17 protein-coding genes, 1 tRNA gene, 2 pseudogenes and 1 riboswitch are annotated in these 21262 nt (G+C 67.8%); of the genes and pseudogenes, 11 read left to right on the forward strand and 9 right to left on the reverse strand.

Annotation, left to right across the window (positions count from 1 at the left end; all coding sequences use genetic code 11):
• Window positions 1-49: 49 nt before the first annotated feature.
• The 8 genes from ACZ5AJ_RS07795 to ACZ5AJ_RS07830 all read left to right on the forward strand — a co-directional run bounded on the left by ACZ5AJ_RS07795 (window position 50) and on the right by ACZ5AJ_RS07830 (window position 11810).
• Window positions 50-1657, forward strand: coding sequence for an L-lactate permease (locus ACZ5AJ_RS07795; protein ID WP_464138522.1), 1608 nt, complete (start codon window positions 50-52; stop codon window positions 1655-1657).
• A gap of 126 nt (window positions 1658-1783) precedes the next feature.
• Window positions 1784-1894, forward strand: a riboswitch (TPP riboswitch).
• Entirely contained in the window at window positions 1889-3664 is a 1776-nt protein-coding gene (thiC, locus tag ACZ5AJ_RS07800; protein ID WP_464138523.1) for a phosphomethylpyrimidine synthase ThiC, read from the forward strand. (Overlaps the previous riboswitch by 6 nt.)
• Window positions 3665-3737: 73 nt before the next feature.
• The gene (locus ACZ5AJ_RS07805; RefSeq protein WP_464138524.1) at window positions 3738-5933 is read left to right on the forward strand and encodes a molybdopterin oxidoreductase family protein; all 2196 of its coding nucleotides are present in this window, start codon (window positions 3738-3740) and stop codon (window positions 5931-5933) included.
• Entirely contained in the window at window positions 5930-7495 is a 1566-nt protein-coding gene (locus tag ACZ5AJ_RS07810; protein ID WP_464138526.1) for an FAD-dependent oxidoreductase, read from the forward strand. Before ACZ5AJ_RS07805 ends, ACZ5AJ_RS07810 begins: the two co-directional genes overlap by 4 nt.
• 234 nt (window positions 7496-7729) lie before the next feature.
• Complete coding sequence (locus ACZ5AJ_RS07815) at window positions 7730-9049, forward strand: ISL3 family transposase (RefSeq protein WP_464138527.1); 1320 nt, start codon at window positions 7730-7732, stop codon at window positions 9047-9049.
• 225 nt (window positions 9050-9274) lie between these two features.
• On the forward strand, window positions 9275-10174 hold the full coding sequence (locus ACZ5AJ_RS07820; RefSeq protein WP_464138529.1) for a hypothetical protein: 900 nt from the start codon (window positions 9275-9277) through the stop codon (window positions 10172-10174).
• A 59-nt stretch (window positions 10175-10233) separates the two neighbouring features.
• The gene (locus ACZ5AJ_RS07825) at window positions 10234-11376 is read left to right on the forward strand and encodes a glycohydrolase toxin TNT-related protein (RefSeq protein ID WP_464138530.1); all 1143 of its coding nucleotides are present in this window, start codon (window positions 10234-10236) and stop codon (window positions 11374-11376) included.
• A complete protein-coding gene (locus tag ACZ5AJ_RS07830; RefSeq protein WP_464138531.1) occupies window positions 11373-11810 on the forward strand; it encodes a hypothetical protein in 438 nt (145 codons plus the stop codon). Before ACZ5AJ_RS07825 ends, ACZ5AJ_RS07830 begins: the two co-directional genes overlap by 4 nt.
• A 269-nt stretch (window positions 11811-12079) precedes the next feature.
• On the opposite strand, the pseudogene ACZ5AJ_RS07835 reads toward ACZ5AJ_RS07830, so the two are convergent.
• A pseudogene (locus tag ACZ5AJ_RS07835) lies at window positions 12080-12559 on the reverse strand (transposase); the annotation flags it as partial.
• Between the two features lie 110 nt (window positions 12560-12669).
• On the opposite strand from ACZ5AJ_RS07835, the gene ACZ5AJ_RS07840 reads away from it, so the two are divergent.
• Window positions 12670-13977 (forward strand): ISL3 family transposase, encoded by a 1308-nt coding sequence (locus ACZ5AJ_RS07840; protein WP_464138533.1) that lies wholly within the window; start codon window positions 12670-12672, stop codon window positions 13975-13977.
• Between the two features lie 95 nt (window positions 13978-14072).
• Here ACZ5AJ_RS07840 and ACZ5AJ_RS07845 read toward each other — a convergent pair whose 3' ends face one another.
• The 3 genes from ACZ5AJ_RS07845 to ACZ5AJ_RS07855 form a co-directional block, all read right to left on the reverse strand.
• Window positions 14073-14480, reverse strand: coding sequence for a hypothetical protein (locus tag ACZ5AJ_RS07845; protein WP_464138534.1), 408 nt, complete (start codon window positions 14478-14480; stop codon window positions 14073-14075).
• Window positions 14481-14554: 74 nt separating this feature from the next.
• Window positions 14555-15337, reverse strand: coding sequence for a hypothetical protein (locus tag ACZ5AJ_RS07850; RefSeq protein WP_464138535.1), 783 nt, complete (start codon window positions 15335-15337; stop codon window positions 14555-14557).
• Window positions 15334-15960, reverse strand: coding sequence for a hypothetical protein (locus ACZ5AJ_RS07855; RefSeq protein WP_464138536.1), 627 nt, complete (start codon window positions 15958-15960; stop codon window positions 15334-15336). Before ACZ5AJ_RS07855 ends, ACZ5AJ_RS07850 begins: the two co-directional genes overlap by 4 nt.
• A 93-nt stretch (window positions 15961-16053) precedes the next feature.
• Here ACZ5AJ_RS07855 and ACZ5AJ_RS07860 point away from each other — a divergent pair, with 93 nt between their 5' ends.
• On the forward strand, window positions 16054-16383 hold the full coding sequence (locus ACZ5AJ_RS07860; protein WP_464138538.1) for a hypothetical protein: 330 nt from the start codon (window positions 16054-16056) through the stop codon (window positions 16381-16383).
• Here ACZ5AJ_RS07860 and ACZ5AJ_RS07865 read toward each other — a convergent pair whose 3' ends face one another.
• From ACZ5AJ_RS07865 to ACZ5AJ_RS07875, 3 genes are read right to left on the reverse strand one after another with little or no spacing between them, the layout of a single operon-like run.
• On the reverse strand, window positions 16384-17130 hold the full coding sequence (locus ACZ5AJ_RS07865) for a hypothetical protein (RefSeq protein ID WP_464138539.1): 747 nt from the start codon (window positions 17128-17130) through the stop codon (window positions 16384-16386).
• 37 nt (window positions 17131-17167) lie between these two features.
• Window positions 17168-17335, reverse strand: a complete 168-nt coding sequence (locus ACZ5AJ_RS07870) for a hypothetical protein (RefSeq protein ID WP_464138540.1) — start codon at window positions 17333-17335, stop codon at window positions 17168-17170.
• Window positions 17336-17345: 10 nt separating this feature from the next.
• Window positions 17346-18665 carry an ISL3 family transposase gene (locus ACZ5AJ_RS07875; RefSeq protein ID WP_464138541.1) on the reverse strand — a complete coding sequence of 440 codons (1320 nt, stop codon included), beginning with the start codon at window positions 18663-18665 and terminating at the stop codon, window positions 17346-17348.
• Between ACZ5AJ_RS07875 and ACZ5AJ_RS07880 the strand changes: the two are divergent.
• Window positions 18573-19121, forward strand: a pseudogene (locus ACZ5AJ_RS07880) (recombinase family protein); the annotation flags it as partial. The gene ACZ5AJ_RS07875 and the pseudogene ACZ5AJ_RS07880 overlap by 93 nt on opposite strands.
• Window positions 19122-19920: 799 nt before the next feature.
• On the opposite strand, the gene ACZ5AJ_RS07885 reads toward ACZ5AJ_RS07880, so the two are convergent.
• Together ACZ5AJ_RS07885 and ACZ5AJ_RS07890 are read right to left on the reverse strand one after the other, a co-directional pair.
• Window positions 19921-19993, reverse strand: a tRNA-Ala gene (locus tag ACZ5AJ_RS07885).
• Between the two features lie 296 nt (window positions 19994-20289).
• Complete coding sequence (locus ACZ5AJ_RS07890) at window positions 20290-21222, reverse strand: inositol monophosphatase family protein (protein ID WP_464138543.1); 933 nt, start codon at window positions 21220-21222, stop codon at window positions 20290-20292.
• Between the last annotated feature and the right edge of the window lie 40 nt (window positions 21223-21262).

Raw genomic sequence — 21262 nt, forward strand, 5'->3', positions numbered from 1 at the left:
TCCTCTGCAGACAGTCCTCTTCCCACCGCCCGTTCGTGAGGAGACGCGCATGTGGTACCAGTCCATCGACCCCCTGGGCTGCCTGCCGTTGTCGGCGCTGGTCGCCGCCCTGCCCATCGTCGTGTTCCTCCTGTGCCTGGTGGCGTTCAAGCTGTCCGGCATCAAGACGGCACTGATCGCCCTGGCCGTGCAGGTCGTCGTGGCGCTCGCAGTCTTCGGCATGCCGGCCTCGGCCGCCGCGGGCGCCGGGATGCTGGGAGCGCTGACGGCGATCTGGCCGATCGGATACATCATCGTGATGGCGGTGTGGCTCTACCGACTGAGCGTCGCCTCCGGTCATTTCGACGTCATCCGCGCCTCGATCGGTGCGGTCTCCGACGACCAGCGCATCCAGGTGCTGCTGATCAGCTTCGCCTTCGGCGCGTTCCTCGAGGGCGCGGCGGGATTCGGCGTGCCGATCGCGATCTGCGCGGCGCTGCTCGTGCAGCTGGGCTTCCGCCCCGTGCGGGCGGCCATGATCTCGCTGGTCGCCAATGCGGCCGCCGGTGCATACGGGGCGATCGGCGTGCCTGTGCTGGTGGGGGCACAGGTGACCGGGCTCGATGTGCTCGAGCTGTCGCGCGCCCTGGTGATCGTGCTGCAGCCGCTCACCCTGCTGATCCCGTTCCTCCTGGTGGTGATCCTCGATGGGCTGCGAGGGCTCCGGGAGACCTGGCCCATCGCTCTGGTGGTGACGATCGTGTTCAGCGGGATCCAGGCGGCGGTGCTGTGGTTCCTCGGCCCCGAGCTCGCGGATCTGGCCGCAGGCCTCGGAGCGATGGTCGCGATCTTCGCTCTGTGCAGGGTGTGGTCCCCGAAGCGGGTGTTCCGCGAGGCTGACGCCCCGGAGCCGGTCCGCACCGCAGCGCCGTCGCTGAAGGAGGTGGGAGTCGCCTGGAGCCCCTTCTACTTCCTCTCGCTGGTCATCCTGCTGTGGTCGATCCCGCCGGTGAAGGCGCTGTTCTCCGAGGGTCTGCCCTCCTTCTCGACGCTCGAGACCGGCATCCCGGGGCTTACGGGGAGCGTCACCACGGCCTCGGGAACCGTCGTGACCGCGACGTGGACCTTCAGCATCCTCGGAGCGACCGGCACCGCGATCCTGCTCGCGGTCCTGGCGACGTACCTGACGACTCCGCGGATCACGGCATCGATGCTGCTCGACGAGCTGCGCGCCACCATCGCGAGCCTGTGGAAGGCGCTCGCCCTGATCCTGGTCATCCTGGTCCTCGCGAACATCGCCAACTACTCCGGGGGCTCGACGTCGATGGGCACGGCGCTCGCCGCCACCGGCCGTCTGTTCCCGCTGATCGCGCCGGTGATCGGGTGGATCGGAGTGTTCCTCACGGGATCGGTCGTCAACAACAACACCCTGTTCGCGCCGCTGCAGGTCGCGACTGCCGAGACCATCGGCTTCACGCCGTCCACCCTGGTCGCGGCCAACACCGCCGGAGGGAACGCCGCCAAGGTGATCTCGCCTCAGTCGATCGCGATCGCTGCAGGCGCCGTGGGCCTGTCCGGCCGGGAGAGCGAGATCCTGCGAGCCTCGATCCTCTACAGCCTGGGGATGCTGGCCTTCCTGTGCGTGTGGATCTTCGTCCTCACCCTCATGGGCGGCTGAGCCGTACGGTCCTCTCTCCTCGCTCTCCTCGCTCTCCTCGTCCGAGGACGGTCCGCCGCACTCCGGGACGGTGCACTGCACTCCGGGACGGTGCGCTGCGCACCGGCACCCATGTGATAGACAGTCCGCGACCCCACGGGGGCCCTCGGCAGAGGGCTGAGACCGGGCTGCAGCCGCCCGGGACCGTAGAACCTGATCCGGCTAGCACCGGCGTAGGAAGAGAGGCCGCAGATGACTGTGCGCTCCCCGCTGTCCGAGCAGTACCCCTCGCACTCCCTGGACCATCTGGAGGATCCCGAGCACGGGATCCGGGTTCCGGTGACCCGCATCGACCTGGAGCCCACCGGTGAGGTCCCCAACGAGCCGTTCATGGTGTACCGGACCGCCGGCCCCGGCAGCGTCCCCGAGGAGGGGCTGGCGCCGATGCGCAGTCCGTGGATCGCCGAGCGCGGCGACACCGAGGAGCATGAGGCGCGCGCACGGAGACTGGCCGACGACGGCCGGGCCGCCTTGCGCCGCGGCAGTCCGTCGCAGCAGTGGCGGGGCCGTCGGCCCCTCCCCCGTCGGGCGCTGCCCGGGCGGACCGTCACCCAGATGCACTACGCGAGGCGCGGCATGATCACCCCCGAGATGCGCTTCGTGGCGCTGCGGGAGGGTTGCGACGTCGAGCTGGTGCGCTCCGAGGTCGCCGCCGGACGGGCGATCATCCCCGCGAACGTCAACCATCCGGAGTCCGAGCCCATGATCATCGGCCGGGCGTTCCTGGTGAAGATCAACGCCAACATCGGCAACTCAGCCGTCACCAGCTCCATCGCGGAGGAGGTCGAGAAGCTACGCTGGGCCTCCCGCTGGGGCGCGGACACCCTGATGGACCTGTCCACCGGCGACGACATCCACACCACCCGCGAGTGGGTGATCCGCAACTCCCCGATCCCCATCGGCACGGTCCCGATCTACCAGGCTCTCGAGAAGGTCGACGGCGACGCCTCGGCGCTGACCTGGGAGGTCTATCGCGACACCGTCATCGAGCAGTGCGAGCAGGGCGTGGACTACATGACCGTCCACGCCGGAGTGCTCCTGCGCTACGTGCCGCTGACCGCGGACCGGGTCACCGGCATCGTCTCGCGGGGCGGATCGATCATGGCCGGGTGGTGCCTCGCCCATCACCAGGAGAACTTCCTCTACACCCGCTTCGACGAGCTGTGCGAGATCTTCGCACGGTACGACGTCGCGTTCTCCCTCGGGGACGGGCTGCGACCCGGTTCCCTGGCCGACGCGAACGATGCCGCACAGTTCGCCGAGCTGGACACCTTGGCCGAGCTCACCCATCGGGCCTGGGAGCACGACGTCCAGGTGATGGTGGAGGGACCCGGCCATGTGCCGCTGCACAAGGTGCGGGAGAACGTCGAGCGCCAGCAGGAGCTGTGCTCCGGGGCGCCGTTCTACACGCTGGGTCCGCTGGTCACGGACATCGCCCCGGGCTACGACCACATCACCTCGGCGATCGGGGCGACGGAGATCGCCCGCTACGGCACGGCGATGCTCTGCTACGTCACCCCGAAGGAGCATCTGGGGCTGCCGGACCGGGAGGACGTGCGCGCCGGCGTCGTGACGTACAGGATCGCCGCGCATGCCGCGGACATCGCCAAGGGTCATCCGGGGGCGGCCGCCCGCGACGCCGCGCTGTCCAGGGCCCGCTTCGAGTTCCGGTGGCGGGATCAGTTCGCACTGGGCCTGGACCCGGAGACCGCCGAGTCGTTCCATGACGAGACGCTGCCCGCCGAGCCGGCCAAGACCGCGCACTTCTGCTCCATGTGCGGGCCGAAGTTCTGCTCGATGAGGATCTCCCAGGACATCCGGGACACCTACGGCAGCGCGGAGGCGCAGGTTGCGATCGCCGGGATGCAGGAGCGCAGCCGGGAGTTCGTCGAGCGGGGAGGAGCCATCTATCTGCCGGATCCGACTGTCGTCGGCGACGACGGGACCACCCCTCGCCCCGTGCCGTGACCCGATCGTGACCGGAGGGTCCGGGCGCTGATCGGATGCTGAGCAGGCCCGGGGTCCATCGCACCCTCGTTGCATGAGCCTGTCGACCGTCCCCGCGCGCCCGGCGAAGACCTCGTTGCCCGTCGGCACCGTGCCCGGCACCACGGCGACGCACTGCCCGTACTGCGCCCTGCAGTGCGCCCAGTCGTTGACCGTGGGGCCGGGAGCCGCATCGGACGGCTCCGGGGAGGTCACCGTGGACGGGCGGGACTTCCCCACGAACCTCGGAGGCCTGTGCCGCAAAGGATGGACGAGTGCGGAGGTCCTCACCGCTCCCGACCGTCTGCTGCACCCGCAGATCCGCACTGCCGACGGAGGCTTCCGCGATGCCTCCTGGGACGAGGCTCTCGACCTGATCGCGGGGAAGGTCCGCGAGCTCCAGGAGCGTGATGGCGCCGACGCCGTCGCCGTGTTCGGCGGCGGCGGGCTCACCAATGAGAAGGCCTATGCGCTGGGGAAGTTCACCCGAGTGGTGCTGGGCTCGCGGTTCATCGACTACAACGGACGCTTCTGCATGGCGGCCGCGGCGACCGCCTCGAACCGTTCACTGGGGCTGGACCGGGGCCTCGCGTTCCCGCTCGCCGACCTCGGCGGATCGGACTGCGTCCTCCTGCTCGGGTCGAACGTCGCCGCCACCATGCCCCCGTTCGTGCAGCATCTCGCGGGCGTCCGCGAGCGCGGGGGCCTGATCGTCATGGATCCGCGCGAGTCGGCGACCGCGAGGCTCACGGCCGACGGCAGAGGGACCCATCTCGCCCCGGTCCCCGGCACCGACCTGGTGGTGCTGCTCGCCCTGATCCACATCGTCCTCGCCGAGGAGCTGTACGACGCCGAGTACGTGGCCGACCGCACCACGGGCATCGAGGACCTCGCCCGCTCCGTGGCCGCATGGTGGCCCGAGCGTGCCGAGGGCGTGTGCGGCATCGGCGCCGACCGTCTGCGCGAGGTCGCGCACCTGCTCGCCGACGCCTCGCCCTCACGGGGCGGCCGGGGAGCGCACCTGCTGACCGGTCGTGGTGTCGAGCAGTCCACCCAGGGCACCGCCACCGTCACCGCGACCATCGATCTCGCCCTGCTGCTGGGGCTCGTCGGCCGCGAGGGATCCGGATACGGACCGATCACCGGCCAGGGCAACGGCCAGGGCGGGCGCGAGCACGGGCTCAAGGCGGATCAGCTGCCCGGATACCGGTCGATCGCCGACCCGGCGGCGCGCTCCCACGTGGCCGGCGTCTGGGGAGTGGACCCCGACTCCCTTCCCGGTCCCGGGGTCCCCGCGGTCGACCTCATCCACCGTCTGGGGACGCCAGAGGGCCCGTCGGCGCTGCTGGTCGCCGGGGCGAACATGGTCGTCTCCGCGCCCAACGCCGGTCGCGTGCGCGAGCGCCTCGAGTCCCTCGAGCTGATGGTGGTCATGGATGTGATCCCCTCCGAGACGGCACTCCTGGCCGATGTGATCCTCCCGGTGAACCAGTGGGCCGAGGAGGAGGGCACCATGACCAACCTCGAGGGCCGCGTGATCCGTCGTCGCAAGGCTCGCGAGGCCCCTGGAGAGGCCCGCAGCGAGCTGTGGATCCTGCGAGAGCTCGCCGCCCGGCTCGAGCGGCCCGAACCCTTCCCGCTCGAGCCCGCCGACGTGTTCGACGAGCTGGCGCGTGCCAGCGCCGGCGGCCGCGCCGACTACTCGGGGCTCAGCCACCGCCGCCTCGACGAGGAGGGGTCGCTGCAGTGGCCCGTCCCCGCTCCTGACCATCCAGGCACACCACGGGTGCTCCTCGACGGGTTCCCGCTGCCCGACGGGCGCGCCAGGCTGATCCCCGTCGACCACCACGGCCCGGAGGACGACGTCCACGACCAGGCGCCGATCCACCTCATCACCGGGCGCCTGCTCGAGCAGTACCAGTCGGGCGCCCAGACGCGCCGCGTGCCCTCCCTGCTGGCCGCACGGCCGGAGTCTTTCGTCGAGATCCATCCGCTGCTCGCGGATCGGCTCGACGTCGAGGACGGGGACATCCTCCTGCTGCGCACGGGCCGCGGAGAGGTGCGGGCACCCGCCGTGATCACGGAGGGCATCCGCCCGGACACCGTCTTCATGCCCTTCCACTACTCAGGGGCCGGCAGCGTGAACCTGGTGACCAACGACGCGGTGGACCCCCTCTCGGGCATGCCGGAGTTCAAGGTGACTGCAGTCGACGTGGTGCCGATGCGCCGGAAGGGATGGAGTCCCGCATGAGAGTCGTCGTGATCGGACACGGGATGGTGGGCTCCCGCTTCGCCGCAGATCTCCTCACCGCACTCCCGCAGACCGAGGTGACCGTCCTCGGTCAGGAGGAGCACGATCCGTACAACCGCGTCCAGCTGTCCTCCGTGGTCGCCGGGAAGAAGGACCCCACGACGCTGACGCTCGACCAGGCGGACCCCGAGCAGGCTCGCATCCTGCGGGGCGTCCGGGCCGTCTCCATCGACCGCGAGCGCAGAGAGGTCCTCGACTCCCGCGGAGAGTCGCACCCGTACGACCGGCTCGTGCTGGCCACCGGCTCCGCCGCCAGGATCCCCCAGATCCCCTGGCTGCGCGGACGCATGGGCACTCCGGTGGAGGGGGTCACGGCGCTCAAGGAGATGGACGACGCCTACCGGATCCTCGGCGCCATCGCGCCCGACCGCCGCGCCGTCGTGCTCGGGGCAGGCGTCCTCGGGCTCGAGGTCGCCACCGGCCTCGCCTCCCGCGGGATGCAGGTCACCCTGGTCCATCATCGCGACCGACTCATGGAGCGCCAGCTCGACCCCGATGCCTCGGAGATCCTGCGAGGGACTCTCGAGGAGCTCGGGATCGCCGTGGTCACCGGGGTCAACGCCGTCCGGGCCACCAGTCACGAGGACCGGCTCACCGGGCTCGAGCTGTCCGACGGCACCTACAGCCCCGCAGAGCTGCTGGTGCTGTGCACCGGCACCTCGCCCAACGTCGCCCTCGCCGCCGAAGCGGGACTCGACTGCGCCCACGGCGTCCTCGTCGGCGACGACCTCGCCGCACCCTCCGACCCGTCGGTCTTCGCCATCGGAGACTGCGCCCAGCCGCCCGATGGCGCGAGCGGCCTGGTCGCCCAGGGCTGGGACCAGGCCCGACGACTCGTCGACGCCTGGGCGGCGCAGGCAGCGCACGACGAAGCACTCGCCCGCGGCGAGGAGCCTCCTGCGCGGGCTCCCCAGGCCGCCCCGGTCGATCGGCGCACCCAGGGCGATCTGGTGCGCGTGAAGTCCGTCGGCTTCGCCATGGTCACGATGGGCCGCATCGACCGGCCCGGCCCGTCCGCCCATGCTCCGCGCTCGGTGCGACTGAGCGACCCCGAGGGCGGACGCTACACCGAGGTGGTCGTGCGCGACGGCCTGCTCCTGGGGGCGACGGTGATCGGCGATGATGACGTCGCAGCGGAGCTGAGCTCCGCCTTCACCCGTCGCACCCCGGTGCCCCGGGACCCCATCCATCTGGTCGCACGTCCGCTGCCTGCGTCGGCGGCTGCCGCTTCACCCGCCCGCTCCGTGCTCGAGATGGACGACGACGAGACCGTCTGCCAATGCAACGGCGTCTCCAAGGGCGCGATCTGCACCGCGGTCCACGACGGCGCCGATGGCGCTGACGACGTCGCCAAGGCGACACGCGCCGGCACCGGGTGCGGCACCTGCAGGAGCCAGGTCGCCGAGCTGTGCCAGGCACTCACCTCGGCGGCGGCCCCGGAGGGAACGAGCGCAGGTGCCGGTCCGAACGCTGTCCCCGAGCCTCTCCCTGCGCGACTCTGAGAGTCGCGCGCGTCGGCACTAGCCCTCGCGCTCGCCCGGACAGCTCCGCCCGGCCGGCCCGCTCCGCCCGGCCTCGGATGGCCCTGAACCGCCCCGAATGATGGGCAGTGTCCGTCTACCGGCTCTTCGGACATCCGGTGGGGTGAGGGTGGCCGGGCGGTGATTCGGCGGTAGGGGTCGAGGTCCCCGAGGATCAGAAGCGCTAACTCTCTGATTCCGACCGAGGACCTCGACGTGCTTCACCCTACTTCGGGGTGCGCTGACGCGCGCCCCGCCGACTGTCCGTGTGCCCGCTGCGACCTGCTGCTCGGCCTCGACGGCGTCCATGTCGAGCACGTCGAGCGTCGCGACGGACTTCTTGTGGTGACCGTTTCGACTCCGGCGTCCCCGACGGGCTGCCCGGGGTGCGGCGTGCTCGTGACGAGCCGTGGTCGGCGCCTTCGGGTGCTGCATGACGTGCCGGGTGTGACGCGGGTGAGGGTGGTGTGGCGGCAGCGGATGTGGCGGTGCGGCGAGTCCGGCTGTCCGCGGAAGACGTTCGTGGAACAGGTCCCGTCGCTGGTCGCGCCGCGCGGGTCGATCACGAAGCGCGCCGTCGCGTGGGCGATCGGGCAGCTGCGTCGCGAGCTCGCCACCATCCAAGGACTCGCCCGGCAGCTCGGGACGTCGTGGAAGACGGTGTGGCGGGCCGTCGAACCCGAACTGGTCAAGCTCGCGGCGGACGAGTCCCGGTTCGAGAATGTCACCAGCCTCGGCGTCGACGAGCACGTCTGGCATCACGTCGACCCGCGCCGACGGGGGCCGAAGGAGCTGACCGGGATGGTCGACCTCACCCGCGACAGCCACGGGAAGACGCGGGCCAGGCTGCTCGACCTCGTTCCCGGCCGGTCCGGGAAGGCGTACGCGACCTGGCTCGGTGAGCGCGGCGACGCGTTCCGGAAGCAGGTGAAGGTCGCCGCGTTGGATCCGTTCGCCGGATACAAGACCGCGATCGACGACAAGCTCGACGACGCCGTCGCCGTCCTCGACGCGTTCCACGTTGCGAAGCTCGGCACCGCCGCGGTCGACGAGGTCCGCCGTCGCGTTCAGCAGGACACCCTCGGGCACCGCGGACGCACGGGCGACCCGCTCTACGGGGTGCAGACCATCCTGCGCGCCGGGGCCGAGAACCTCACCGAGAAGCAGCGGGTGAGGCTGACCGCGGCGATGGAAGCCGACCCCGCGCACGACGAAGTGTCCGTCGCTTGGCAGTGCGCGCAGCAACTCCGCTCCGCCTACCACCAGGGCGATCTGGCTGCGGGGCGGCGGATCGCTGAGCAAGTCGTCGACACGTTCCACACCTGCCCGATCCCCGAGATCGCACGACTGGGCCGCACCCTCCGCCGCTGGCGCGACGCGTTCCTGGCGTACTTCACGACGGGGCGGTCATCGAACGGTGGCACCGAGGCCGTGAACGGGATCATCGAGCTCCACCGCCGCCTCGCCCGCGGCTACCGCAACCGGCACAACTACCGGCTCCGCATGCTCCCCGCCGCCGGCGGACTCACCCCATGACCCCCACCGGATGTCCGAAGAGCCGGGATAGGGAGCAGGCATGATGCACATCCTTCCCTGCGACGCTGCTCAGCGCCACAGATGATGTGTCACCTACACGTGCACCAGTCCCCGGCGAACTACCGCGTGTACCATCGACGAAGCGACAGCACTCAGTGGGATTATGCGCGACTCAAGAATGTCCTTCCCACAACGTAACGAAAAGGTGAAGGTGGTTAGTTGCGCGTGAGCACCGAAGAGCACGCTGTGCTTCAGAAGAAGATCGCGGATGTCATCATCGCTGCGTGTGCAGACTCGCCGTGGGCCAGAGCGGACGTCTCTGCGGTCCTCGTCGGAGACGAGATCTGGTTCCGCTGGGGAGTGACGGGCGGGAACGGACGTCCTCTCGATCTCGAGCGTCCACCGCCGTTCAGCCAACTCGAGACACCGGTCTTGGAATTGCAACAGGCGATGCACGACCGAGAAGCGGGAACCTGGTTGTCGGTTCAGATTGCGGTGCAGGCGAATGGGAGTTTCGCGTTTACCTTCAACTACGATGAACCGGTTTACGCGGGCGGCCACCCCGGCGCACCACTGCAACCGGACTCGACTGTGCCAGTGGGCGATGAATCGCCCACCCTCGAGGACTACCGTCAGTTCATTCAGGAGTTCCCACGGTCCGCTTCGAACACCCCGGCATGGATGACGGGTTCGACCGGGCAAGCGGGAAGCGAGCCGCGGGAATCAAACGCCGCGGAGATCGAGCGAAAGCTTGCCGCTCCGATCAGCGTTCCCGCACGGTTTGAAGACGCTGTCGCTCATGACAACGCGTGGGTCAAGATCTTTGCATCGGTTCAGAGCAATCTGCGGTCAGTGCTGGCTGACCAGGCGCGCACGGGAGGGCTGCCTCTCGAGGATCCAGCGCGTCTTGCCGGCGATCTGGACGTTCTCATTGATGTGATCGAATCCGCTGTGTTTGCAGAAACGCTTGCGCATGCTGACACGAACGAGCTTCGTCGCGTGCTTGACGTCGCTGGAGGGACCACTGTCGCTGACGAGGACACCACCGACAAGGTCAAGCGCTTGATCAGTAGCATGGTGAGCCAAGTGATGGTGTCCATCTTTGGAGTGGAACCGGTGAGCTGACGGGTGAATAACACGATGTTCTCGACCACCCACGTCTGCAATCAGGAAGATTTGAGAATATGAACGCGCTACGACAGATGGAGCTACAGAAATCCATCGCTGGTCGCATTTTTGCCGCGCACCAGTCGGAGGAATGGGACTCGCTCGCTGTGACGTGGGCAGAAGTCGGCCGCTTTGTCGCATCGCGTGTTGCGTTGCTTGATCACAAGGGCGTGCAGACGACCGTGCATGTTGGAGCGGTCGGCAGTGAGGAAACCGATCTTCTCAGAGAGCTTCGACAGGCAATGTCATCGTCAGAGACCGGAGCGTGGCTGACCGCCTCCGTAAACATCTCCCGTCCCGGTGACTTCTCGTATGCCTTCTCGTTCGACGAGAAAGTCTCTGTGGGTTCTGCTGAACCCACGGAGCGCGATTATCTTGACGATCTCGACGCCTTCCCGCGGACACTCGAGCACGTTCCTGCATGGTATCCGACCGCTGATCGCCGACAGATTCTCGCTGTGCCGAGGAATGTCGCCCAGCCGCCGAATCGAGATTTCAAGCCGGGAACTCAGGCGCGGTTCACGGACGTCGCCAAATTTATCGACGTGTTCGGGGACGTACTCGATCATTTCGGAACTCCGAACGATCGGGTGTTCACGGTTGGTGGCGGGACGCTATCGGAACGTTCGGCCGTCCCACCCGTGCTGCGGTCCGAATCCAACCTTTACGAATACCGCCTCACCGGTGCGCTGCCGTCGAATGTGGTGGTCGAGGTCGGAGAGACTGCGCCAGCGTTCGGAGGAACCGGCGGTGCGTCGCAGGTCGTCTTCATGGCAGGGGATGAACAGCTGCTGAGCGCCTACGATCTCGTCGATGCCGGTGTGCTCGTCGGTGTCACGAACAAGTACACGACTGCGGTCACGGCGACGCCCAACGTCGCGGGCCTTTTCGCTCGGCATCCTGAGCTTGTCGACCTTGCTGCGACGTGTTTGGGAACCGATCAGAACGATGTGCTCACCCACCATGAGGATCTGTCTGAGGAAAGCGCCGTTTATGTGTGGCGCCCGATTCGTGGCGGTGGAAAGATCATTGTCGCGGAAGACGGCTCGGCACTCTTCGGAGCGTCAAGCATCGATCGGGAGACGCTATTCGACCTGTTTCGGCAGGGGAAGCGAAGCGATCTGAGTTCGCTTCTGTGGATTGACGACGACCGAAGATGAGCTATCGTGCAGTGGTTCGCCGGGATCCCGTAAGTCCGGCGGACGAATCCCATCCGGTTGAAATCGAGGTCGACAGTGATACGCGAATCGGTGACATCATCGTCACGATCGCCACAGAGCTCGTGCCGAGAGTCTCAGCGAGCGTCGCGTGGTCGGTCCGCGTCGTGGACCGACCCGTCATTCTGCGCTCAGAGTCAGGAGCGCCGCGAGGGATTTCGCGCGAATCCGGTGTTTTTCGTCCCCTTGCGATGATCGTCGTTCCACGCGGTGAAACACCGCAGATCATCCGGATGAGCGCCGGACTCGGGCCGCGCCAGGAGCTCGTGAATGTGCTGACTCCCTCGGAAGACGGCACTTTCGCTTTCACCGTGAGTTATCTCGAGGATGGAAAGCCGACGGCACTCGATGAATACAGATCGTGGCTCGACCGTTGACACCGTTTCGTCACGGTGAGGCAATCCGGGTGTGAGTTCAGGAGTGCTGTGTCAGCGCCGTTGCACTTCTGCCTAGGAAAGATCCGCGGGGATATCCCCTAGCCTCGATCTTTCATGGTGTCGGTGAGCGGGTGTGGTCGGCGTCGTTGCCGGTGTTCGCAGGGGGATTCTGGCATGAGGGTGTGACGGAGTGCCGCGTGTCGTCGCGGTGGCCGGGCTTCCAGCGGGCCGGGTCCTTGAGGTCGTGGGCAGTCGGGGGTCCTGAGGGCCTATCCAGCAGGGACGGGCAGAGCGCAGAGACGAGCGTGGCCAGCCTCGACGATCCCGGCCCAGGCTGAGCGGTCCGAGAGGTGCACGGTTCGAGCGCGGGCATGGCGGGCGAAGGTCGCCGGGACCTGGAACAAGCGGTCGCGGAGACGTTTGGGCTCCCACCTCCTGGCAGGCGCTTCGGGGTGGGCGAGCAGCCCCATCCAGGCGGTGAGTTCGCTGGCCAGAGCGACGATCTGGCACCAGATCCGGTTCTGCGCGAACGATGCAAGGGGCAGGTTCGCAAGTCCCATGTCCTTGGCGAGGCGGATCCGGTCCTCGCAGCGTGCCCGGCGGCGGTGGCGTACCTCGAGATCGGCCAGCTGCCCACGGGCGGTGTTGGTCGCGAAGGCGGTCAGCCGATACCCGTCCACATCTTCGAACCTCAGCTGTGCTCCCGGATGGGGACGCTCGCGGCGGACGATGACCCGCATCCCTTTGGGGGCTCTTCACAGATGAGGGTGTAGGAGCTGGCGGCGCGGCGGTGTCGGGATAGACGTCGAGGTCTCCCGATGATGGAAGTTCCTACGCTCGCCATCTGGAAGACCTCGACGTGCTCAACGCTACCTTCACCGCGCCCGATCTCGATACCTTCAGCCAGCTTGACCGGCTGGGCCTGACCGTGACGGGGCAGCTGATCGAGCCGCACCGATCGGTGTTGGAGTGTCGCGTGCTCGAACCGGACAACTGGTGCCACGGTTGCGGCCAGCAAGGCGTCTCCCGGGGCACGGTGGTCCGGCGTCTCACCCACGTCCCGCTGGGCTGGCGTCCCACGACGCTGCAGGTCAGAGTGCGTAGGTACCGGTGCCCGGACTGCCGTAGCGTGTGGCGTCAGGACACCTCGACCGCGGCCGAGCCCCGCGCTGTCCTCTCCCGGCACGCCGTGCTGTGGGCGCTCAAGGGCGTGGTGATCGATCGCTTGTCCGTCGCCCGGATCGCCGCCGGGCTCGCAGTCGCCTGGAACACCGCCAACGATGCGATTCTGGCCACCGGCCAGCAGCTGCTGATCAACGATCCCACCCGCCTCGACGGGGTCCGCGTCATCGGCGTGGACGAGCACGTGTGGTCCCACACCCGTCGGGGCAGCAAGTACGTCACCGTCATCATCGACCTGACTCCGATCCGCGACGGCACCGGCCCCTCCAGGCTCCTGGACATGGTCCCGGGACGCTCGAAGAAAGTGTTCAAGACCTGGCTCGATGGCCAGACCGCCCAGTTCCGGGACGGGGTCGAGGTCGTCGCGATGGACGGGTTCTCCGGCTTCAAGACCGCGACCGCCGAGGAGCTGCCCGAGGCGACCGCGGTGATGGACCCCTTCCACGTCGTCGCCCTGGCCGGCGAGAAGATCGATCAGTGCCGCCAGCGCGTCCAACAGGCCATCCTCGGCCATCGGGGCCGATCTGGGGATCCGCTCTACGGGATCCGGCGCGTTCTGCACACCGGCGCTGACCTGCTCACCGACAAGCAGATCACCCGCCTGAAGGCCGTGTTCGCCCGAGACGAGCACGTCGAGGTCGAAGCGACCTGGGGCATCTACCAGCACATCGTCGCCGCCTACCGACACCCCGACCGCGCGAGTGGGAAGAAGGCTCTGCAAGCCGTGATCGACGACCTCACCCAGGGAGTGCCCACGCAGCTCACCGAGCTGATCACTCTCGGTCGAACCCTGAAACGACGGGCCCTGGACGTGCTGGCCTACTTCGACCACCCCGGCACCAGCAACGGTCCCACCGAAGCGATCAACGGCCGACTCGAGCACCTCCGTGGCACCGCGCTCGGCTTCCGCAATCTCGCCCACTACGTCATCCGCGCCCTACTCGACACCGGAGGATTCAGAACCGAACTACACCGTCATCTGTGAAGAGCCGGATATCTCCGAACGCTCGGTAAACGTCAACCCGACTCGGACCATCCAGCCACCTCACCCTCCGAGACCCCCGCCGACCGGGAGTGTTGCTACGACGCTACGACACCACCGGCATGCTGTGCCACGATTGCGTGACTCTCGAGAACGCCGTCTGCGTACACGACTCGCTGTGTGAACAGTGCGGGAGAGGCTTCCTCGAGCTCAGCAATCCGCGCGACCACCGACTGCTCAGCCTCGACGGCGAGTGCAAGCGTGACGTTCGAGACCCAATCGTGGATGTCGCCCGCGAAGTCTGGGCAGTGAACGATGAGGATGCCGCCATCGTCGACGAGCTTGAACGCGCTCCAGCCCGCGCGCAGCACGAACCCGTCTCTCACAAGCTCGGTGGGCGCCGCCTCGATCACGCTCAGGAGCGCGTCGGCCTGCGGTTCCAGAGCGGGATCCGCCGTGCACGAAACCGTCTGACCAGCAATCTCTCGCGTATACGTCTCAGCCACAAACTCATCGTATCGACGGCTGCAGTCTGACGACGACGCGTGTGCCGTGTCAATTCATCGGATGCTCGCCCGGCTCACTTCTTGGGAGGCGGCGCAACCCAGGTGGGGTCGACGAGCTGACCGATGCGGTTCATGGCGTCCATCGCTGCCGCTCCCGCGAGAAACTCCGTGCCGGAGTATCGGCAGCCCTGCTCGAGGGCGTAGATCATCGCGCCGAGAGGCTCGGGGTTCACCAGCGCATCGGGAACGAGGCTCACCGTGCCGGTCCGTGGGCCCGACGGTTGTTTCCACGTGCTGACGAAACGACGTGCGTCAGCATCCGTAGCCCTCTCGACCACAGCATCCGCGTTCTTGAGAGCGAGCATGACCGAGACCCAACCGTTCCCTGACCGCGCCGAGAGGCGGGCGCCTGTTCCGAGCAACGGTCTCTTCAACTGCGCCGGCTTGTTGGCCGTGCGGTCGATCACCGCGATGAGGAAGATCTCATCCCAGCGGATCACCGGGAATTTCGCCAGGTGGATTCCCTCGGCCGACACCCCGAGATAGAGGGGGGACTGCTGCGCGGTCTCGCGCCGAATCCGACGACGATAGGCAAGCATCAGAGGAACAAGGATGCCGACCGTGATAGCCGCGAAGATCGCCAACACGACGATGAGTCGCACCCAGATACCGATGTCCACGGCCAGGGCGAGCACGACGCACACGAGCGCCGCACCGCCGAGGATGCTGCCTGCGGTGACGACCCAGCGATTCCAGCGCAGAACACTCTCACGACGCGACGAATCGTACAGTGTGTCGTGGCGGCGGTGTGCTGAGAAGTACTCCGCCCACTCCGGGGCGACACCCGGATGACTCATGCGCTGCCTCCGACACGACCATCTTCGGGGACAGGCCGACGGATGCCGCGCTTCTTCGCGTCGGCGAGGATACGGTACCTCGCACCTCGCATCTCGATCATCGGGAATACGACCTTGTCGACGCGATGGGCCAGAAAGACGTAGCCGATCTGGTCGGCGTCGCAGAGCCAGACCTCAAGCAGGGCTCCGCCTTTCGAATCCGACTCCGGAACGGGGAGGAAGCTGTTCGGCGCTCCGGTCGCAAAGTTCTGAGCAAGCTGAGCGACCTGCTGCGAAGATGCGTGAAAGTACTCGCGCACGACGGGCACGATCTCCGCTCCCGTCTCAGTCCGAGCCCACCGTACGGCTTTGATCGCGGAATACACGACGAACAGACCGATCACAGCGATGAGCACAGGCGTCAGCGGTGTCCCGAGAGCGTGGACGATGACCGAGTTGTAACGGGTACCACTCGCTCCCGATGGCTCCACCCATTCGCTGAACGTACTGTAGCCCGCGACGATGGCTCCGGCGACCGCGATGAGCGCGCCTCCGATCACTCCGAGGATCGCTGTCTTCCGCGCGTTTCGACGCGACGTGAATCGCTGCGGGTCGGCTCGAAACTCGTTCTCGATGTCGCGCATTGTGTCCTTCGCTGTCGGGCGCGTCCATTCTAAATGCACGTGCGAAGACCGATCGGTACACTCGTCGAGGATCATCCGCGAAACGGAGGAATCATGTCAGACGCTCTGCGAGACCGATGCGAAGAACTGCGCGCCGTCGTGCTCGAACTGACCACGACGACGATCGAGGCCATGGGCAAGCCGTCCAAGCTCACCGATGTGGTGACCGTCATCGGCAAGCTCCGCGCCATCGGCGACAAGGGCGCCGCCGGCATCGACAACCCCGACTACCTCGCCTGGGACCGAGTGTACGAGGCCAGCCTTCAGACGTTGGAGGATACCGCGCGACGAGGCGACGCGCAAGAGGCGTGGCGCGCGTTCGCCGACCAGGAGACGGGTGTGAACCTCATCGCACGCGCCTGCACCGGCTACCCAGGCTGGTAATCATTCGCAGCCGACGACGACGTCGTCGGGAACGGTCGGTGTGCGGGTCGTCCCCCAGTCGTCGAATGTGAAGGATGCGTCACCTGACGAGTCGCCCGCGACATAGTTGTGCGGAAGCGGCGGCCCGAATGCGGCGACGCTCATCGTCCCGACGGGCGCTGTCCCGTCGCTGATCACAACATCGACGCTCTTCTGCTTCCCGTCCGTCGGAGCGCTGACCGATGCACTGCTGCCGAGCAGTGCCGCCACAAGCGCCGCGGGATCGAACACAAGATTCCATTCGTCGAGGATGCCTCGGGCATCCGCGACGCAGACCGAACCCTCAACTGCTTCAGCCTCTCCGATGTGCGCCGCGAAGGCCTCGTTGCCCGACACGTAGGTGTCGCCCTTCACCGTCACAATGCTCGCCGTGAGTTTCCCGGCCTCGATCGACGCCGAGTACTGCTCCGGGCTTCCCGCATACGTCACGTGCAGCGTGCGCCCCTCGGTCGTCGCCTGATCGTCACCGTCGACAGGGACCTGCTCGACGTACGTGCCCTCGTACAGCACCCCGTCCGAACGATCGACAGCGTCGACGATCTGCTCGATCGCCTGGTTCCCTGACAGGTGCCACAGTCCGTTCTGTCCCGATTTCGCGTCATCGACGGAACCGAGGTCGAGGTTCGCCGGAGGCGTCCCCGGCGGCGGCGGGCTCGATTTGCCGCGCTTGAGCAACCCGCCTGAGCACCCGCTCATCACGATCGACACGGCGACGGCGACGGCGAGCGCTCGTCCGATGCTGCGCTTACGAACCGACATCTGCCATGCACACGCTCTGCGCACCCTGGGCTTCGAGGACGTCTGCGCTGAGCTTCACGGCATCGGGCACCTCGGATGCGCGGACGACGAAGCAGCTGTTCTCGTCATAGAGGCCGAGCGCATTCGGAATCCAGATATCGGGCTCTTCGGACATCCGGTGGGGGTCATGGGGTGAGTCCGCCGGCGGCGGGGAGCATGCGGAGCCGGTAGTTGTGCCGGTTGCGGTAGCCGCGGGCGAGGCGGCGGTGGAGCTCGATGATCCCGTTCACGGCCTCGGTGCCACCGTTCGATGACCGCCCCGTCGTGAAGTACGCCAGGAACGCGTTGCGCCAGCGGCGGAGGGTGCGGCCCAGTCGTGCGATCTCGGGGATCGGGCAGGTGTGGAACGTGTCGACGACTTGCTCAGCGATCCGCCGCCCCGCGGCCAGATCGCCCTGGTGGTAGGCGGAGCGGAGTTGCTGCGCGCACTGCCAAGCGACGGACACTTCGTCGTGCGCGGGGTCGGCTTCCATCGCCGCGGTCAGCCTCACCCGCTGCTTCTCGGTGAGGTTCTCGGCCTCGGCGCGCAGGATGGTCTGCACCCCGTAGAGCGGGTCGCCCGTGCGTCCGCGGTGCCCGAGGGTGTCCTGCTGAACGCGACGGCGGACCTCGTCGACCGCGGCGGTGCCGAGCTTCACAACGTGGAACGCGTCGAGGACGGCGACGGCGTCGTCGAGCTTGTCGTCGATCGCGGTCTTGTATCCGGCGAACGGATCCAACGCGGCGACCTTCACCTGCTTCCGGAACGCGTCGCCGCGCTCACCGAGCCAGGTCGCGTACGCCTTCCCGGACCGGCCGGGAACGAGGTCGAGCAGCCTGGCCCGCGTCTTCCCTTGGCTGTCGCGGGTGAGGTCGACCATCCCGGTCAGCTCCTTCGGCCCCCGTCGGCGCGGGTCGACGTGATGCCAGACGTGCTCGTCGACGCCGAGGCTGGTGACATTCTCGAACCGGGACTCGTCCGCCGCGAGCTTGACCAGTTCGGGTTCGACGGCCCGCCACACCGTCTTCCACGACGTCCCGAGCTGCCGGGCGAGTCCTTGGATGGTGGCGTGCTCGCGACGCAGCTGCCCGATCGCCCACGCGACGGCGCGCTTCGTGATCGACCCGCGCGGCGCGACCAGCGACGGGACCTGTTCCACGAACGTCTTCCGCGGACAGCCGGACTCGCCGCACCGCCACATCCGCTGCCGCCACACCACCCTCACCCGCGTCACACCCGGCACGTCATGCAGCACCCGAAGGCGCCGACCACGGCTCGTCACGAGCACGCCGCACCCCGGGCAGCCCGTCGGGGACGCCGGAGTCGAAACGGTCACCACAAGAAGTCCGTCGCGACGCTCGACGTGCTCGACATGGACACCGTCGAGGCCGAGCAGCAGGTCGCAGCGGGCACACGGACAGTCGGCGGGGCGCGCGTCAGCGCACCCCGAAGTAGGGTGAAGCACGTCGAGGTCCTCGGTCGGAATCAGAGAGTTAGCGCTTCTGATCCTCGGGGACCTCGACCCCTACCGCCGAATCACCGCCCGGCCACCCTCACCCCACCGGATGTCCGAAGAGCCACCAAAGGGCTCGTGCAGAAGGCGTCCACCGGCGGCACCCCGCACAAGGCGCCCATCGGATACCTCAACATCCGCACCACCGACGCGGGCGGCCACGAGGTGCGTGACGTGGAACTCGACCCGGACCGGGCCGAGCTGGTCCGGTTCGCGTTCACCGCCTACGCCACCGGCGACTGGTCCCTGTCCAGGATCGCCCGCGAGTTGGAGACCCGCGGCCTCACCACCAGGCCCACGCCGTCGTTCCCCGCGAAGCCGGTCACCACCACGACGCTGCACAAGATCCTCACGAACCCCTACTACCAGGGCATCGTCACCTTCCGTGACGCCACCTACCCCGGCACGCACGACCCGCTCGTGACGCCGGAGACGTTCGAGCAGGTGCAGACGATCCTCCAGCAGAACCACGTCGTCGGCGACAAGCCGCAGAAGTACGACCACTACCTCAAAGGCTCGATCTACTGCGCGTGCGGGAAGCGGCTCATGTTCGAACGGCCCCGCAACCACCAGGGCGTCGCCTACGACTACTTCACCTGTACCGGCCGCCGGTTCAAGCGCAACGACTGTCAGCGCACGGCCGTGCTCGCGCACCGTGTCGAGCAGACCATCGAGGACGGCTACCGGCCCCTGTCGGTCAGCAGCGACGAGGCCGCGCAGATCAAGGGTGTGCTCGGGCAGGTGTTCGATACCCTTGCCGAGTCCACCAGCGACGAACAGAAGCTCCTCGCCGGGCAGAAGGCCAAGCTCGAAGCCGATCAGGTCAAGCTCCTCCAAGCCCACTACGCCGACGCGGTCCCGCTCGACCTGCTCAAGACCGAGCAAGACCGCATCCGAGCGAGCCTGCAAGCGATCACCAGCCGGCTCGACACGCTGGAGACGACCTACGACAAGGCCAAGGTCGGGCTCGACGCGATCCTCGGACTCCTCACCGACATCGGCGACGTCTACGCGAGGGCCGAACCAGCCGAGCGGCGGATGCTCAACAGGGCACTGTTCGACCGCATCACCATCGATGACGAGGACCAGGCCACCCTCGAACCAGTCGAGGCCATCGAGACGATCCTCGCCGCCAACCCCAGGTCACACAACGAAAGAACCTTGCCCCGCGATCAAGCGGGGCAAGGTTCGAACGTTCAACTTTACGTGGAGCTAGGGGGATTCGAACCCCCGACCTTCTCATTGCGAACGAGACGCGCTACCAACTGCGCCATAGCCCCATGTCGCTGAACGACTCGTACAGAGTAGCACCGGTCATGGGCTCCCCGCGAACCGGAAGAGCTCTCATTGACGAGCGTCACAGATGTCGCGGGCTCTTTCGCTTCGGCCCTCTGCCTGCGACGACACTCGGACTGCACCCCAGCCTCCCGCGCTTCGCGTGCTTGTCGCGGGCCCGGAGCATCGGCCCGGGGCAGCGTCCCGACACCGGCCCGGGTCCGGAGCGGCGGCGGTGGCGGCGCCGGACGCGGTGACGCAGCGGGCGGTCCGGTCCAGAGACCCGGGACCGCAGACCGGATCAGGAGCCCGCGGCGGCAGCGGAGGCAGCGTCCCGGAGGTCCTGCAGCTCCTGCTGGAGCTCGTCGAAGACCTCGAGGCGGCCCTGCCCGGTGCAGGCGACGTAGGCGGGCTGGAGGTGGGCCGGGAGCGAGGGATCGCCGTCGCGGCCCGGCCAAGTGCGCACGGACCCTCCGGCACGGCGGAGGATGTGGAAGCCGGCGGCGATGTCCCAGGGGTTGATGGAGCCCAGCCCGGTCGCGTCGGCCCAGCCGGCGGCGACGTAGGCGAGCTCCAGAGCAGCGGTCCCCAGGTGGCGGACCGCGGACACGCCCTCGTGCAGCACGACCGTGGAGCGCCCCGTGAACTCGGGGAACTCGCGAGCGATGTTGTGACCGGGGAAACCGGAGACGATCAGTGCGTCGGCCGCGGGGCGGGTTTCCCGCGGGGTGATCGGCCTGCCGTCCAGCAGAGCGGGACCGTCGGCCGCGGAGAAGACGGTGCCCAGGATCGGGGCGTCGATGACGCCGGCGACCAGCTCGTCGTCCACGGCGACGCCGATGGAGATGCAGAACAGCGGCAGACCGGCCGCGAAGTTGCTCGTGCCGTCGATGGGATCGACGTAGAAGCTGACCACGGGCCCCTCGGCGGCCGCCGTCTCCGCAGGCCGTTCGCCGCCCTCCTCGCCGACGATGCGGCAGCCTGGCAGCTCGCGGCGCAGCGCGGCGACGATGATGTCCTCGCTCGCACGATCGTGCACGGTGACGATGTCGTGGCTGGAGGTCTTGTACTCGCGGGCGAGATCGTCCCGATCCAGTCCGCGGATGTAGTCGGCCGCCTCATGTGCGGCGGCGACTGCGATCCTCCGCAGAGCCTCCGGAGAGGGCACCGCGGACGTCTCCTCGGCATCGGACAGGGAGCGAGGGCTGCTGGGTGCGCTGATCTCGGTGTTCACCTGACCCACCCTAGACCGGACCGGTCGCCGGGGCTCGTCC

The sequence above is a fragment of the Brachybacterium zhongshanense genome (genome assembly GCF_055385755.1).

Excerpts from the sequence above, each read along its gene's own strand:
- ACZ5AJ_RS07795 (WP_464138522.1), top strand. The coding sequence starts at position 50 with ATGTGGTACCAGTCCATCGACCCCCTGGGCTGCCTGCCGTTGTCGGCG.
- thiC (WP_464138523.1), top strand. The coding sequence starts at position 1,889 with ATGACTGTGCGCTCCCCGCTGTCCGAGCAGTACCCCTCGCACTCCCTG.
- ACZ5AJ_RS07805 (WP_464138524.1), top strand. The coding sequence starts at position 3,738 with ATGAGCCTGTCGACCGTCCCCGCGCGCCCGGCGAAGACCTCGTTGCCC.
- ACZ5AJ_RS07810 (WP_464138526.1), top strand. The coding sequence starts at position 5,930 with ATGAGAGTCGTCGTGATCGGACACGGGATGGTGGGCTCCCGCTTCGCC.
- ACZ5AJ_RS07825 (WP_464138530.1), top strand. The coding sequence starts at position 10,234 with ATGAACGCGCTACGACAGATGGAGCTACAGAAATCCATCGCTGGTCGC.
- ACZ5AJ_RS07830 (WP_464138531.1), top strand. The coding sequence starts at position 11,373 with ATGAGCTATCGTGCAGTGGTTCGCCGGGATCCCGTAAGTCCGGCGGAC.
- ACZ5AJ_RS07850 (WP_464138535.1), bottom strand. The coding sequence starts at position 15,337 with ATGAGTCATCCGGGTGTCGCCCCGGAGTGGGCGGAGTACTTCTCAGCA.
- ACZ5AJ_RS07855 (WP_464138536.1), bottom strand. The coding sequence starts at position 15,960 with ATGCGCGACATCGAGAACGAGTTTCGAGCCGACCCGCAGCGATTCACG.
- ACZ5AJ_RS07860 (WP_464138538.1), top strand. The coding sequence starts at position 16,054 with ATGTCAGACGCTCTGCGAGACCGATGCGAAGAACTGCGCGCCGTCGTG.
- ACZ5AJ_RS07870 (WP_464138540.1), bottom strand. The coding sequence starts at position 17,335 with ATGTCCGAAGAGCCCGATATCTGGATTCCGAATGCGCTCGGCCTCTAT.